15 protein-coding genes are annotated in these 15,163 nt (G+C 70.6%); all 15 read left to right on the top strand.

All coding sequences use genetic code 11. The features are described 5' to 3' along the window. Positions 1 to 897 (top strand): replication-associated recombination protein A (locus ACFWBB_RS40850; protein WP_385283833.1); only part of this gene is annotated, 897 nt, incomplete at its 5' end. Between the two features lie 300 nt (positions 898 to 1,197). Further along, the gene (rpsD, locus tag ACFWBB_RS40845) at positions 1,198 to 1,812 is read left to right on the top strand and encodes a 30S ribosomal protein S4 (protein WP_020128844.1); all 615 of its coding nucleotides are present in this window, start codon (positions 1,198 to 1,200) and stop codon (positions 1,810 to 1,812) included. 186 nt (positions 1,813 to 1,998) lie between these two features. Beyond that, complete coding sequence (locus ACFWBB_RS40840; RefSeq protein ID WP_028806686.1) at positions 1,999 to 2,439, top strand: DUF948 domain-containing protein; 441 nt, start codon at positions 1,999 to 2,001, stop codon at positions 2,437 to 2,439. A gap of 8 nt (positions 2,440 to 2,447) precedes the next feature. After that, a complete protein-coding gene (locus tag ACFWBB_RS40835; protein ID WP_385283829.1) occupies positions 2,448 to 2,795 on the top strand; it encodes a hypothetical protein in 348 nt (115 codons plus the stop codon). Continuing rightward, a complete protein-coding gene (gene alaS / locus ACFWBB_RS40830) occupies positions 2,795 to 5,467 on the top strand; it encodes an alanine--tRNA ligase (RefSeq protein WP_385283826.1) in 2,673 nt (890 codons plus the stop codon). The genes ACFWBB_RS40835 and alaS overlap by 1 nt, the downstream gene beginning before the upstream one ends. A gap of 8 nt (positions 5,468 to 5,475) precedes the next feature. Continuing rightward, complete coding sequence (gene ruvX, locus ACFWBB_RS40825; RefSeq protein ID WP_385283823.1) at positions 5,476 to 5,940, top strand: Holliday junction resolvase RuvX; 465 nt, start codon at positions 5,476 to 5,478, stop codon at positions 5,938 to 5,940. A 121-nt stretch (positions 5,941 to 6,061) separates the two neighbouring features. Then, positions 6,062 to 7,879, top strand: a complete 1,818-nt coding sequence (gene mltG / locus ACFWBB_RS40820) for an endolytic transglycosylase MltG (protein WP_385283820.1) — start codon at positions 6,062 to 6,064, stop codon at positions 7,877 to 7,879. Next, positions 7,860 to 8,717, top strand: coding sequence for a shikimate dehydrogenase (locus ACFWBB_RS40815; RefSeq protein ID WP_385283817.1), 858 nt, complete (start codon positions 7,860 to 7,862; stop codon positions 8,715 to 8,717). Before mltG ends, ACFWBB_RS40815 begins: the two co-directional genes overlap by 20 nt. Before the next feature lie 175 nt (positions 8,718 to 8,892). Next, complete coding sequence (aroC, locus tag ACFWBB_RS40810) at positions 8,893 to 10,077, top strand: chorismate synthase (RefSeq protein WP_385283814.1); 1,185 nt, start codon at positions 8,893 to 8,895, stop codon at positions 10,075 to 10,077. Continuing rightward, positions 10,074 to 10,589, top strand: a complete 516-nt coding sequence (locus ACFWBB_RS40805) for a shikimate kinase (protein WP_385283811.1) — start codon at positions 10,074 to 10,076, stop codon at positions 10,587 to 10,589. Before aroC ends, ACFWBB_RS40805 begins: the two co-directional genes overlap by 4 nt. Further along, positions 10,586 to 11,680 carry a 3-dehydroquinate synthase gene (aroB, locus tag ACFWBB_RS40800; RefSeq protein ID WP_385283809.1) on the top strand — a complete coding sequence of 365 codons (1,095 nt, stop codon included), beginning with the start codon at positions 10,586 to 10,588 and terminating at the stop codon, positions 11,678 to 11,680. Before ACFWBB_RS40805 ends, aroB begins: the two co-directional genes overlap by 4 nt. 190 nt (positions 11,681 to 11,870) lie before the next feature. Continuing rightward, positions 11,871 to 12,710, top strand: a complete 840-nt coding sequence (locus tag ACFWBB_RS40795; protein ID WP_385283806.1) for a Pro-rich N-terminal domain-containing protein — start codon at positions 11,871 to 11,873, stop codon at positions 12,708 to 12,710. 168 nt (positions 12,711 to 12,878) lie between these two features. Continuing rightward, positions 12,879 to 13,985: an aminopeptidase P family protein gene (locus tag ACFWBB_RS40790; protein ID WP_385283804.1), complete on the top strand. Its 1,107-nt coding sequence runs from the start codon at positions 12,879 to 12,881 to the stop codon at positions 13,983 to 13,985. A gap of 51 nt (positions 13,986 to 14,036) precedes the next feature. Then, on the top strand, positions 14,037 to 14,603 hold the full coding sequence (gene efp / locus ACFWBB_RS40785) for an elongation factor P (protein ID WP_385283801.1): 567 nt from the start codon (positions 14,037 to 14,039) through the stop codon (positions 14,601 to 14,603). Between the two features lie 2 nt (positions 14,604 to 14,605). After that, the gene (nusB, locus tag ACFWBB_RS40780) at positions 14,606 to 15,034 is read left to right on the top strand and encodes a transcription antitermination factor NusB (protein ID WP_385283798.1); all 429 of its coding nucleotides are present in this window, start codon (positions 14,606 to 14,608) and stop codon (positions 15,032 to 15,034) included. Positions 15,035 to 15,163 lie beyond the last annotated feature (129 nt).

The raw sequence follows: 15,163 nt of genomic DNA, 5'->3' as shown, positions 1-15,163 counted from the left end.
ACCACCGAGAACCCGTACTTCTCGATCATCTCGCCCCTGCTCTCCCGCTCCCTCCTGCTGACCCTCGAGCCCCTCACGGACGACGACCTCCGCGCCCTGGTCAGGCGCGCCGTGGCCGACGAACGCGGTCTCAAGGGCGCGGTCACCCTCCCCGAGGACACCGAGGCGCATCTGCTGCGCATCGCCGGCGGCGACGCCCGCCGCGCCCTCACCGCCCTGGAGGCCGCGGCCGGAGCCGCCCTCGACCAGGACGGGACGGAGATCAGCCTCCAGACCCTGGAGCAGACGGTCGACCGCGCCGCGGTGAAGTACGACCGTGACGGCGACCAGCACTACGACGTCGCCAGTGCCCTCATCAAGTCCATCCGGGGTTCGGACGTCGACGCGGCCCTGCACTACCTGGCCCGCATGGTCGAGGCCGGCGAGGACCCGCGCTTCATCGCCCGCCGCCTGATGATCTCCGCCAGCGAGGACATCGGCCTGGCGGACCCGAACGCCCTGCCGATCGCGGTCGCCGCGGCCCAGGCCGTGGCCATGATCGGTTTCCCCGAGGCCGCCCTCACCCTCAGCCACGTCACCATCGCCCTCGCCCTGGCACCCAAGTCCAACGCCGCGACGACCGCGATCGGCGCCGCCCTGGACGACGTACGCAAGGGGCTGGCCGGGCCCGTACCGCCGCACCTGCGCGACGGGCACTACAAGGGCGCCGCCAAACTGGGTCACGCGCAGGGGTACGTGTATCCGCACGACCTGCCCGAGGGCATCGCCGCCCAGCAGTACGCGCCGGACGCCATCAAGGACCGCGCGTACTACGAACCCACCCGGCACGGCGCCGAGGCCCGCTACGCGGACGCGGTGGAGTGGACCAGACGGCGCCTCGGTCGTGACGGGTCCTGAGCACCCTGTAGACTCGCCCGAAGTGCCGCGTCCCGTGCAGTCAGAACAGGACAGTCGGCCGGAGCACAGGTCCTCGGACCTGCTCCAGGAGCGTCGCGCACCGTCGAACGGTGTCGCGGGCAGCCCATCACCACCCGGAATCCGGGATCGGTCGGTGGGCAACTCGCGTGCTGCACGTATGTGCCCAGACCAGGGGAGCGGCTGCCCGACAGGTCCCGAGCGGACCCGGCGGGTTTCCCCGGCTGCGGATGCGACCTCCCTTAACCCTGACAAGCCGGAAATTCTGGAAAGTGAGAGATCGTGGCGAACCAGCCCCGTCCCAAGGTCAAGAAGTCGCGTGCCCTCGGCATCGCGCTGACCCCGAAGGCCGTCAAGTACTTCGAGGCGCGCCCCTACCCGCCGGGTGAGCACGGCCGTGGCCGCAAGCAGAACTCGGACTACAAGGTCCGTCTGCTCGAGAAGCAGCGTCTGCGCGCGCAGTACGACGTGTCCGAGCGTCAGCTCGTCCGCGCCTACGAGCGTGCCTCCAAGGTCCAGGGCAAGACCGGTGAGGCCCTGATCATCGAGCTCGAGCGCCGTCTCGACGCGCTGGTCCTGCGTTCGGGCATCGCCCGCACGATCTACCAGGCCCGCCAGATGGTCGTCCACGGCCACATCGAGGTCAACGGCCAGAAGGTCGACAAGCCGTCCTTCCGCGTCAAGCCGGACGACGTCGTCATGGTGCGCGAGCGCAGCCGTGAGAAGACGCTGTTCTCGATCTCCCGCGAGGGCGGCTTCGCCCCCGACGGCGAGACCCCGCGCTACCTCCAGGTGAACCTCCGCGCCCTGGCCTTCCGCCTGGACCGCGAGCCGAACCGCAAGGAGATCCCGGTGATCTGCGACGAGCAGCTCGTCGTCGAGTACTACGCCCGCTGATCCCCTCCCGGATCGGTCCGCGGCGGTCGCAGGACTCCGCGCCCAGGCCCGTCGTCCCCCTGCCCTTCCGGGCGGGCGGGACGGCGGGCCTTCGCGCACTCCTAATCCGGTACGGAACGCCGGCGGCGGCGCGATAGGCTCGCCTCCAGACATAGGTGTTCGTCAGACAGGGAGCGGGTGCACGCAGTGTCCGGTGGAGAGGTGGCCGGCATCCTGGTGGCCGTGTTCTGGGCGATCCTGGTCTCCTTCCTCGCCGTCGCGCTGGCGAGGCTGGCCCAGACGCTCAGAGCGACCACCCGACTCGTCGCGGACGTGACCGAACAGGCCGTCCCGCTGCTGGCCGACGCCTCCGCGGCGGTGCGCTCCGCGCAGACCCAGATCGACCGGGTCGACGCGATCGCCACCGACGTCCAGGAAGTCACGTCGAACGCCTCGGCGCTGTCCACCACGGTCGCCTCCACCTTCGGCGGCCCCCTGGTGAAGGTCGCCGCCTTCGGCTACGGCGTGCGCCGGGCCCTCGGCGGCCGCAAGGACGACGTGCCCGCCGGGGAACCCCGGCGAACCGTGATCGTGGGCCGTACGGTCTCCCGGCGGGAGAAGCGCAAGCCCCGTGGAAAGAGGGACTGAGACCAGCGATGTTCCGCCGTACCTTCTGGTTCAGCACGGGCGTCGCCGCCGGTGTCTGGGCCACCACCAAGGTCAACCGCAAGCTGAGGCAGCTGACCCCCGAGAGCCTGGCCGCGACCGCGGCCAACAAGGCGCTCGAGACGGGCGCGCGCCTCAAGGACCGCGCGGTGGGCTTCGCGCTGGACGTCCGCGACAACATGGCCCAGCGGGAGGCCGAGCTGGGGGAGGCGCTGGGGATCCACCGGGACCCCGAACTCCCCGCGCCCCGGCGGATCGCCGCCATCGAGAACAACCGCAGCACCCCCCAGTACCCCGAGCACACGACGTACTCGCACAACCGGAATGAGGACCACTGATGGAGTCGGCCGAGATCCGCCGCCGCTGGCTGAGCTTCTACGAGGAGCGCGGGCACACCGTCGTCCCTTCGGCGTCGCTCATCGCGGACGACCCGACTCTGCTCCTGGTTCCCGCCGGCATGGTCCCTTTCAAGCCGTACTTCCTCGGTGAGGTCAAGCCGCCGTGGGCGCGCGCCACCAGCGTGCAGAAGTGCGTGCGTACGCCCGACATCGAAGAGGTCGGGAAGACCACCCGCCACGGCACGTTCTTCCAGATGTGCGGCAACTTCTCCTTCGGCGACTACTTCAAGGAAGGCGCCATCGGTTACGCCTGGGAGCTGCTCACCACGCCCCAGGACAAGGGTGGTTACGGCCTGGAGCCGGAGAAGCTCTGGATCACCGTCTACAAGGACGACGACGAGGCCGAGCGCATCTGGCACGAGGTCGTCGGCGTGCCCAAGGAGCGCATCCAGCGCCTCGGCATGAAGGACAACTACTGGTCCATGGGCGTCCCCGGACCCTGCGGCCCCTGTTCCGAGATCAACTACGACCGCGGCCCCGAGTTCGGCGTCGAGGGCGGCCCCGCCGTCAACGACGAGCGGTACGTGGAGATCTGGAACCTCGTCTTCATGCAGTACGAGCGCGGCCAGGGCATCGGCAAGGACAACTTCGAGATCCTGGGCGAGCTGCCGAGCAAGAACATCGACACGGGCCTCGGCCTGGAGCGCCTCGCCATGATTCTGCAGGGCGTGCAGAACATGTACGAGATCGACACCTCCATGGCCGTCATCAAGAAGGCCACCGAGCTGACCGGCGTCGAGTACGGCAAGGCCCACGACTCGGACGTCTCCCTGCGCGTGGTCACCGACCACATGCGCACCTCCGTCATGCTCATCGGCGACGGCGTCACCCCCGGCAACGAGGGCCGCGGCTACGTGCTGCGCCGCATCATGCGCCGCGCCATCCGCAACATGCGCCTGCTCGGCGCCACCGGCCCCGTCGTCAAGGACCTCATCGACACCGTCGTCGCGATGATGGGTCAGCAGTACCCGGAGCTGGTCACCGACCGCGAGCGCATCGAGAAGGTCGCCGTCGCCGAGGAGAACGCCTTCCTCAAGACGCTCAAGGCCGGCACCAACATCCTCGACACCGCCGTCACCGAGACCAAGGCCTCCGGCGGCCAGGTCCTCGCCGGCGACAAGGCCTTCCTGCTCCACGACACCTGGGGCTTCCCGATCGACCTCACCCTCGAGATGGCCGCCGAGCAGGGGCTGTCCGTGGACGAGGACGGCTTCCGCCGCCTGATGAAGGAACAGCGGGAACGCGCCAAGGCCGACGCCCAGTCGAAGAAGACCGGCCACGCGGGCGTGGGCGCCTACCGCGAGATCGCCGACCAGGCCGGGGCCACCGACTTCATCGGCTACTCCGACACCGAGGGCGAGTCGACGATCGTCGGCATCCTTGTCGACGGCGCCTCCTCGCCCGCCGCCACCGAGGGCGACGAGGTCGAGATCGTCCTCGACCGCACCCCGTTCTACGCCGAGGGCGGTGGCCAGATCGGCGACACCGGCCGTATCAGGGTCGACACCGGCGCGATCGTCGAGATCCGCGACACCCAGAAGCCGGTCCCCGGCGTGTACGTCCACAAGGGCGTCGTCCAGGTCGGTGAGGTGACCGTCGGCGCCAAGGCCCACGCCTCGATCGACCGGCGCCGCCGCACGGCCATCGCCCGCGCCCATTCGGCCACGCACCTCACCCACCAGGCGCTGCGCGACGCCCTCGGCCCGACGGCCGCCCAGGCCGGTTCCGAGAACCAGCCGGGCCGCTTCCGCTTCGACTTCGGCTCTCCGTCCGCCGTCCCGACGGCCGTGATGACCGACGTCGAGCAGAAGATCAACGAGGTCCTCGCCCGCGACCTGGACGTCCAGGCCGAGGTCATGGGCATCGACGAGGCCAAGAAGCAGGGCGCCATCGCCGAGTTCGGCGAGAAGTACGGCGAGCGGGTCCGGGTCGTGACCATCGGGGACTTCTCCAAGGAGCTGTGCGGCGGCACCCACGTGCACAACACCGCCCAGCTCGGCCTGGTGAAGCTGCTCGGCGAGTCGTCGATCGGGTCGGGTGTCCGCCGGATCGAGGCCCTTGTCGGCGTCGACGCCTACAACTTCCTGGCCCGTGAGCACACGGTCGTCGCCCAGCTCCAGGAGCTGATCAAGGGACGTCCGGAGGAGCTCCCGGAGAAGGTCTCCGCCATGCTCGGCAAGTTGAAGGACGCCGAGAAGGAGATCGACAAGTTCCGCGCCGAGAAGGTCCTCCAGGCCGCCGCCGGTCTCGTGGAGTCCGCCAAGGACGTCCGCGGTGTCGCCCTGGTCACCGGTCAGGTCCCGGACGGCACCACGCCCGACGACCTGCGCAGGCTCGTCCTCGACGTGCGCGGCCGCATCCAGGGCGGCCGGGCCGCCGTGGTCGCCCTCTTCACGGTCAACAACGGCAAGCCGCTGACGGTCATCGCCACCAACGAGGCGGCCCGCGAGCGCGGCCTCAAGGCCGGCGACCTGGTCCGTACGGCCGCCAAGACCCTCGGCGGCGGCGGTGGCGGCAAGCCGGACGTCGCCCAGGGCGGTGGCCAGAACCCGGCCGCCGTCGGTGACGCCGTCGACGCCGTCGAGCGGCTCGTGGCGGAATCGGCCAAGTGAGCGGGCTGATGAGGAAGGGCCGTCGACTCGCGATCGACGTCGGGGACGCCCGGATCGGGGTCGCCTCGTGCGACCCCGACGGGATCCTCGCCACTCCGGTGGAGACGGTCCCCGGCCGGGACGTCCCCGCGGCTCACCGCCGGCTCGGACAACTGGTCGAGGAGTACGAACCGATCGAGGTCGTCGTCGGCCTTCCTCGCTCCCTCAAGGGCGGCGAGGGACCGGCCGCGGTCAAGGTCCGCGGCTTCGCCCAGCAGCTCGCGAAGGGCATCGCGCCGATCCCGGTCAGGCTGGTCGACGAGCGGATGACGACCGTGACGGCCAGTCAGGGACTGCGTGCCTCGGGCGTCAAGGCGAAGAAGGGGCGCTCGGTGATCGACCAGGCCGCCGCTGTGATCATCCTTCAGCAGGCGCTGGAATCCGAACGGGTGTCAGGTAAAGCACCGGGCGAGGGCGTCGAAGTGGTCATCTGATCGCGATACGGTAACGTTCCGCGCGATGCGGCGGTGTTCGAACAGCGACCGCACAGAGAGAGGCGGAACGGTGACGGGCCGAAAAGCCGCGTGATCGCCGCCTCGCGGCTCTAGGGGATCGATGACTGAGTATGGCCGGGGCTCTGGCTCCGAACCGTGGCATCCGGAGGACCCGTTGTACGGGGACGGCGGATGGGAAGGGCAGCAGGCCCACACGGGTCATGAGCCTGCCTACGGCGGCCAGCCACAGCACCACCACTACCCGCAGCAGCAGTCGGAGCAGTCGGAGTACGGCGACTGGGGCCAGGGGCAGGCGCAGCACTACGACCAGCAGCAGCACCCCCAGCAGCAGTACGACCAGCAGCAGTACGACCAACAGCAGTACGACCAGCAGCAGTACGGCCAGCAGTACGACCCGCAGTACCAGGGCTACGACCAGCAGCAGTTCGTCCACCAGAACCAGCAGGGCCATCCCGAGGGGTACCAGGAGGGCGGCTGGGACGGCACGGGCACCCATGCCCACGTCCCGTACGCTGCCGACCCCGGCGATCCCTACGGTCAGCAGGCCGCGGCCTACGGCGCCGAACAGCCCGACTTCTACGGCACTCCGGAGGCGTATCCGCCGCCGGAGCCGCCCGCCCGGCGGCGCGCCGAGCCCGAGCCCGAGCCGGGCCCGGAGTCCGAGCCGGAGCCGGCGGGGGAGGCGGAGGCCGAGCAGAAACCCGACTGGGACCCCGGACCCGACCAGGGTGAGCACGCCTTCTTCGCGGGCGGCGGGGCCGAGGACGACGAGGACGACGAGTCGGAGGGCCGCGGGAACCGGCGTGGCCGGGGCGGCAAGGGCCCGAAGAACAAGAAGAAGGGCCGCAACGGCGTCGCCTGTCTGGTCGTCGTGCTGGTGTTCGGCGGCGGCGTCGCAGGCGTCGGCTACTTCGGCTACGACTACTACCAGAATCGTTACGCCGCGGCTCCGGACTACTCGGGCGCCGGCACCGGGCAGAGCGTGAGCATCGTGGTGCCCAAGGGTTCCGGCGGCGCGGTCATCGGACGGCTGCTGAAGGAGGCCGGCGTCGTCAAGAGCGTCGACGCGTTCGTCTCCGCCCTCACGAACAATCCCGGAGGGGGCAGCATCCAGGCCGGCGCGTACATCCTGAAGAAACAGATGTCCGCGAAGAGCGCCGTGGAGATGATGCTCGACACGAAGAGCCAGGCCAATGTGATGGTCACTCCGGGGCAGCGGAACGTGGCCGTCTACAAGGCCATCGACACAAAACTCGGACTTGCCTCCGGAACCACCAGAAAAGTGGCGGAGAAGCAGTACAAAACATTCGGTCTGCCCAAGTGGGCGAACGACAACAACGACATCAAGGACCCGCTGGAGGGCTTCCTCTTCCCGGGTACGTACGCCGCGGCCAAGGGCATGAAGCCGGAGACGGTCCTGAAGGCCATGGTCACGCAGGCCAACGACGTGTACGGCGACTACGACCTCGACGCCAAGGCGAAGACGCTCAAGCTGGACAATCCGTTGCAGGTCATCACGGTCGCCAGCCTCGTCCAGGCCGAGGGCAAGACGCACGACGACTACCGCAAGATGGCGGAGGTCGTCTACAACCGGCTCAAGCCGACGAACGACCAGACCAACCAGCTGCTCCAGTTCGACTCGACCTTCAACTACCTGAAGGGCGAGAGTAAAATCAACATCAGCGAGTCCGAGATCAACAGCAACAAGGACCCGTACAACACCTACACCAACAGGGGCCTGCCGCCCGGTCCGATCGGCAATCCCGGTGAGGACGCGCTGAAGGCCACGATGAATCCGACCGCCGACGGCTGGATCTATTTCGTGGCGACCGACGGTGAGAACAACACCGAATTCGCCAAGACCTACGCGGACTTCAAGAAACTCAAGGAAGAGTTCGATGCCAGCTCGGGCAACTGACGCCCACCGGGCCGCGGTGCTCGGCAGCCCCATCGCCCACTCCCTCTCCCCGGTGCTGCACCGCGCCGCGTACGAGGCTCTGGACCTCACCGGCTGGACGTACGACCGGTTCGAGGTCGACGAGGAGGCGCTGCCCGCCTTCGTCGAGGGGCTCGGCGCCGAGTGGGCCGGTCTGTCGCTGACCATGCCGCTGAAGCGTGCGGTCATCCCGCTGCTCGACGGGATCAGCGAGACCGCGGCCTGCGTCGAGGCGGTCAACACGCTCGTGTTCACCGAGGACGGCCGCCGGCTCGGCGACAACACCGACATCCCCGGTGTGGTCGCCGCCCTGCGCGAGCGCGGCATCGAGCAGGTCGACTCGGCCGCGATCCTCGGCGCCGGCGCCACCGCGTCCTCCGCCCTGGCCGCGCTGGCCAGGGTCTGCACCGGCGAGATCGTCGCCTACGTGCGCAGCGCGGCCCGCGCCGCCGAGATGCGCCGGTGGGGCGAGCGGCTCGACGTCGAGGTCCGGATCGCCGACTGGGCGGACGCGGCCGACGCGCTGCGTTTCCCGCTGGTCGTCGCGACCACCCCGGCCGGGGCCACGGACGCCCTCGCCGCCTCGGTGCCGGAGCGTCCCGCCACCCTCTTCGACGTGCTCTACGACCCCTGGCCGACCGAGCTGGCCGCCCGCTGGTCCATGTTCGGCGGCGCCGTCGTCAGCGGCCTCGACCTGCTCGTGCACCAGGCGGTCCTCCAGGTGGAGCAGATGACCGGCCGTGTGCCCGCGCCGGTGGAGGTCATGCGCAAGGCGGGCGAGCACGCCCTCGCCTCCCGCCGGGACTCCCGCCGCCCGTGAGCCGGTCCCCGGACGTTCCACCGTCCGCTTGCTGGACCGGCGACCGGCCGCGGGGCCGGGACGTGGGAGGATCGGAGGTGGCGGGCCAGGGCCGCGCACCCGGTCACGCCGACGACGTACGCGAAGGACGCGCGTGCGCAGAGCAGTACCAGGGCGCGAGTACTGAGGAGCATCGTTGAGCAGGCTGCGTTGGCTGACCGCGGGGGAATCCCACGGTCCCGCACTTGTCGCGACGCTGGAGGGACTTCCCGCCGGCGTGCCGATCACCACGGAGATGGTCGCCGACCACCTCGCGCGGCGGCGGCTCGGCTATGGGCGCGGTGCGCGGATGAAGTTCGAGCGCGACGAGGTCACCTTCCTCGGCGGGGTCCGGCACGGCCTGACCATGGGTTCTCCGGTCGCCGTCATGGTGGGCAACACGGAGTGGCCGAAGTGGGAACAGGTCATGGCGGCCGACCCCGTCGACCCTGAGATTCTCGCGGGCCTGGCCCGCAACGCCCCGCTCACCCGGCCGCGCCCCGGCCACGCCGACCTCGCCGGGATGCAGAAGTACGGCTTCGACGAGGCCCGGCCGATCCTCGAGCGCGCCTCCGCGCGGGAGACGGCCGCCCGGGTCGCGCTGGGCGCGGTCGCCCGGTCGTACCTCAAGGAGACGGCCGGCATCGAGATCGTCTCCCATGTCGTCGAGCTGGCCGCCGCCAAGGCGCCCTACGGCGTCTACCCGACCCCCGCGGACGTCGAGAGGCTGGACGCGGACCCGGTGCGTTGCCTGGACGCGGACGCGTCGAAGGCGATGGTCGCGGAGATCGACCAGGCCCACAAGGACGGCGACACCCTCGGCGGCGTCGTGGAGGTGCTGGCGTACGACGTCCCGGTGGGTCTGGGCTCGCACGTGCACTGGGACCGCCGGCTGGACGCCCGCCTCGCCGCCGCGCTGATGGGCATCCAGGCGATCAAGGGCGTCGAGGTCGGCGACGGCTTCGACCTCGCGCGCGTGCCGGGTTCGAAGGCGCACGACGAGATCCTCGCCACCGGCGACGGGATCAAGCGTGCCTCCGGCCGCTCCGGCGGCACCGAGGGCGGGCTGACCACCGGTGAGCTGCTGCGCGTGCGCGCGGCGATGAAGCCGATCGCGACCGTGCCGCGGGCCCTGAAGACGGTGGACGTCGCCACGGGTGAGGCGACCCAGGCGCACCACCAGCGTTCCGACGTGTGCGCGGTCCCGGCCGCCGGGATCGTCGCCGAGGCGATGGTCGCGCTGGTGCTGGCGGACGCGGTGGCGGAGAAGTTCGGCGGCGACAGCGTCCCCGAGACCCGCCGCAACGTGCGTTCGTACCTCGACAACCTGCGCATCCGATGAGCGGGCCACGCGTCGTCCTGGTCGGCCCCATGGGCGTCGGCAAGTCCACTGTCGGGCAGCTGCTCGCCGAGCGGCTCGGCGTCGCCTACCGGGACACCGACGACGACATCGTCGCCGAGGCGGGCCGCAGCATCGCGGAGATCTTCGTCGACGAGGGCGAGGAGACCTTCCGCGCGATCGAGAAGCGGGCGGTGCGGCGCGCGCTCGCCGAGCACGACGGCGTACTGGCGCTCGGCGGCGGCTCGATCCTGGACGCGGACACGCGCGATCTGCTGGCCGGGCAGTGCGTGATCTACCTGGCCATGGACGTCGAGGAAGCCGTCAAGCGCACCGGCCTCAACACGGCCCGTCCGCTGCTCGCCGTCAACCCGCGCAAGCAGTGGCGCGAGCTGATGGACGCCCGCCGCCATCTCTACGAGGGCGTCGCCACCGCGGTCGTGACCACGGACGGCCGTACCCCCGAAGAGGTCAGCCAAGTGGCCTTGGACGCTTTGGAGTTGAAGGAAGCATGAGCAGCGAGTCGGTAACGCGGATCCGGGTCGGCGGCAGCGCGGGCTCGGAGCCGTACGAGGTTCTGGTCGGCCGTCAGCTGCTGGGCGAGCTGGGCGGGCTGATCGGTGACCGGGTCAAGCGGGTCGCCGTGATCCACCCCGAGGCGCTCGCCGGCACCGGGGAGGCGCTCCGCGCCGACCTCGCCGAGCAGGGCTACGAGGCCGTCGCCATCCAGGTGCCGAACGCGGAGGAGGCCAAGACCGCCGAGGTCGCCGCCTACTGCTGGAAGGCGCTCGGCCAGTCCGGATTCACCCGCAGCGACGTCGTCGTGGGCGTCGGCGGGGGTTCGACCACCGACCTGGCCGGGTTCGTCGCCGCGACCTGGCTGCGCGGGGTCCGCTGGATCGCCGTTCCGACGACCGTGCTCGCCATGGTCGACGCGGCCGTCGGCGGCAAGACCGGCATCAACACCGCCGAGGGCAAGAACCTCGTCGGTTCCTTCCACCCGCCGGCCGGCGTGCTGTGCGACCTGGCCGCGCTGGACTCCCTGCAGGTCAACGACTACGTCTCCGGGCTCGCCGAGATCATCAAGGCCGGGTTCATCGCCGACCCGGCGATCCTCGACCTCGTCGAGTCCGACCCCGAGGCCGCCCGCACCCCGGCGGGTCCGCACACCGCCGAGCTCATCGAGCGCTCCATCAGGGTCAAGGCGGACGTCGTGTCGTCCGACCTGAGGGAGTCGGGTCTGCGGGAGATCCTCAACTACGGGCACACCCTGGCGCACGCCATCGAGAAGAACGAGCGCTACAAGTGGCGGCACGGCGCGGCCGTCTCCGTGGGCATGCACTTCGCCGCCGAACTGGGCCGCCTCGCGGGCCGGCTGGACGACGCGACGGCCGACCGCCACCGCACGGTCCTGGAGTCGGTGGGGCTGCCGCTGCACTACCGCTACGACCAGTGGCCCAAGCTGCTGGAGAACATGAAGGTCGACAAGAAGTCCCGCGGCGACCTGCTGCGGTTCATCGTGCTGGACGGGCTGGGCAAGCCGAACGTCCTCGAGGGTCCCGACCCGGCCGTCCTGCTGGCCGCGTACGGCGAGGTGAGCGAGTAGGAGCGGGGGAGGGGCGAGTAGATCCGCCCCCGTCCCCTCCGCCCCGATTCGCTTTCCACACCGGGCACTTCGGACCGCCCCCGGCCGTTCACCAAACGACAGCCGGGGGCGGTACCGTTCAGTAGCGAAGAGGGGGTCCCGCGCCTCCACGACCAGCGCCCATTGCCTGTACGAGACGGAGTGGCACCGGATGCAGCACGCAGTGGGTTCTCCGCTGCCGCCGCCCCATCAGCCGGGTGGCGCTTCCCAGCAGCAGCCGGGGTACCTCGGCGCCCCCTCGGGCCCGGTTCCGCCCGCCCCCCGGCCGGCGGTCCCGCCCGTACCGCACCCGCCCGCCCCGCAGCACGCCCCCGTCCCGAGTCACGCCCCGGTCCCGCAGGGCACCGACACCACCGGGCATGTCCCGCTGCCGCCCGGCGGCCCCGTCCCCATGCCCAGCGCGCCGCCCGCGCCCACCGTCCCCGACCCGGCGGCCACGACACTGGCGGTCCTGCTGATCGGCCCGGCGGGCGCCGGAAAGACGAGCGTCGCCAAGTTCTGGGCCGACCACCGCCGGGTGCCCACGGCCCACGTCAGCCTCGACGACGTACGCGAATGGGTCCGCTCGGGCTTCGCCGACCCGCAGTCGGGGTGGAACGACCATTCCGAGGCCCAGTACCGCCTGGCCCGCCGCACCTGCGGCTTCGCCGCGCGCAACTTCCTGGCCAACGGCATCTCGTGCATCCTGGACGACGCGATCTTCCCGGACCGCCCTGCCGTGGGCCTGGGTGGCTGGAAACGGCATGTGGGCCCGGGCCTGCTGCCGGTCGTCCTCCTCCCCGGCCTGGAAGTCGTCCTGGAACGCAACGCGGCGCGCTCCGGCAACCGCCGCCTCACCGACGAGGAGGTGGCCCGCATCCACGGCCGCATGGCCGGCTGGTACGGCTCGGGCCTGCCCATCATCGACAACTCCCAGCTGGACGTCCCCACCACGGCGAGGGTGCTGGACGACGTACTGGCGAGGGCGATCGCGAGCCCCCCGAAGTGGTAGAGCGCCTCCAGGCCTCCTGGCGGCGCTGCCGTGGCGGGCTGCGGCCTTGCCGCGCGGGCGTGCCCGGTCCCGGCCGGTCCGCGGTCGGCTGACGGTCGTCCCGCCTCACCGTTCCCCCGAACGCCCTCCCAACCGGCACAATCCGGCCATTCCTCCTACGCTCGTGTCATGTCAGAGGTCTACGCGTCCCGCCGCACCCGGCTGAGAGAACGCTGCAACGCGAGCGGCAGCGCCACCGCGCTGATCTCCCGCCCCGCCAACGTGAGATACCTCGCGGGCGCCGCCCCGCACGGCGCCGTCCTGCTGCTGGGCAGACGCGAGGATCTCCTGGTCTGCGCGGGCCCGCTCGACGACCGCCCGAGCGAGGGCCGGCCTGACGAGGCCCTGCGCGTCCACCAGCTGCGCAGCCCAGGAGGCGATCCGGCGGTCGCCGCCGCCGATCTCCTCGTCGGCGAGGGCGGAGACTCCCTCGCGGTGGAGGAACACCACCTCACCGTGGCCCGCCACCGCGAACTGCGCTCCGTCGCGCCCGGGCTGCGCCTCGCCGATCTGGGCGGTGCGGTCGAACAGCTGAGGGTGGTGAAGGACGAGGAGGAGATCTCCTGCCTGCGGATCGGCGCCGAGATCGCCGACCAGGCCCTGGGGGAGCTGCTCGAGTCGATCCTGGTGGGCCGTACGGAACGGCACCTTGCCCTGGAACTGGAGCGGCGCCTGGTCGATCACGGCGCCGACGGTCCCGCGTTCCTCACGTCCGTGGCCACCGGCCCGAATGCCGGCCGGCGCGGACACCGGCCCACGGACCGGCGCGTCGAGGAGGGCGACTTCCTCTCCGTCTGCCTGGGGGCGAGCTATCGCGGCTACCGCTGCGAGATCGGCCGTACCTTCGTGATCGGCACGTCTCCCGCCGACTGGCAGATCGAGCTGTACGACCTCGTCTTCGCCGCTCAGAGAGCCGGACGCGAGGCCCTGGCCCCCGGCGCCGCCTACCGTGACGTGGACCGCGCGGCACGTCAGATCCTGGACTCCGCAGGGCACTCCGAGGGCCTCCCGGCGCTCACCGGGCACGGTGTCGGACTCGAAATCGAAGAGGACCCGCAGTTGACTCCCGCGGCCATGGGTAAACTGGACGCTTGCGTGCCGGTCACCGTCGAACCGGGGGTCCACCTCCCGGGCCGGGGCGGTGTCCGGATCGATGACACGCTCGTCGTGCGCCCCGAGGCGGACGGCGGACCCGAGCTACTCACCATTACGACCAAGGAGCTGCTCGCCCTCTAGACAGGTGCGTGCCCCGGGGTCGTCCACGTCAGTCCAGGAGATTCCGCAACCGTGGCTTCCACGAACGACCTCAAGAACGGCCTGGTGCTCAAGCTCGAAGGCGGCCAGCTCTGGTCCGTCGTCGAGTTCCAGCACGTCAAGCCCGGCAAGGGCCCGGCCTTCGTGCGTACCAAGCTGAAGAACGTGCTTTCCGGCAAGGTCGTCGACAAGACGTTCAACGCCGGCGTCAAGGTCGAAACGGCCACTGTCGACAAGCGCGACATGCAGTTCTCGTACATGGACGGCGAGTACTTCGTCTTCATGGACATGGAGACCTACGACCAGCTCATGGTCGACCGCAAGGCTGTCGGCGACGCCGCCAACTTCCTGATCGAGGGCTTCACGGCCACCGTGGCGCAGCACGAGGGCGAGGTGCTCTTCGTCGAGCTGCCGGCCGCCGTCGAACTCGTCGTCCAGGAGACCGAGCCGGGCCTCCAGGGCGACCGCTCCACCGGTGGCACCAAGCCCGCCACCCTGCAGACCGGCCACCAGATCCAGGTGCCGCTCTTCATCACCACCGGTGAGAAGATCAAGGTCGACACCCGCACCAGCGACTACCTCGGCCGGGTGAACAGCTAACCGTGGCTGCTCGCAACACGGCCCGCAAGCGCGCCTTCCAGATTCTCTTCGAGGGCGACCAGCGCGACGCCGACGTCCTGACGGTCCTCGCGGACTGGATCCGGCTCTCCCGGGCCGACACCCGGCAGCCGCCCGTGAGCGAGTACACGATGCAGCTGGTCGAGGGCTACGCGGAACACGCGCGGCGCATCGACGAGCTGATCTCCCAGTACTCGGTCGGCTGGACGCTGGACCGGATGCCGGTCGTCGACCGCAACATCCTGCGTCTCGGCGCCTACGAGCTGATCTGGGCCGACGAGACCCCGGACGCGGTCGTCCTCGACGAGATGGTGCAACTGGCGAAGGAGTTCTCCACGGACGAGTCGCCCTCGTTCGTCAACGGCCTGCTCGGCAGGTTCAAGGAACTCAAGCCGTCCCTGCGGCGCGAATAGCTCCGCCGGGAGAGCCGGGGAACTGCGGGCCGCGTGCGGCCTGCGAGCCGTCTGTGGCTCGTCGCGCAGTTCCCCGCGCCCCTCGGGGCGCGAACATGCCGGAGGGCCCACAGCGGACGCTGTGGGTCC

Source organism: Streptomyces sp. NPDC060000 (genome assembly GCF_042737375.1).
Lineage (GTDB): Bacteria > Actinomycetota > Actinomycetes > Streptomycetales > Streptomycetaceae > Streptomyces.
The sequence above is the reverse complement of the archived record's forward strand: the minus strand, read 5'-3'. Positions and strand labels throughout refer to the sequence as shown.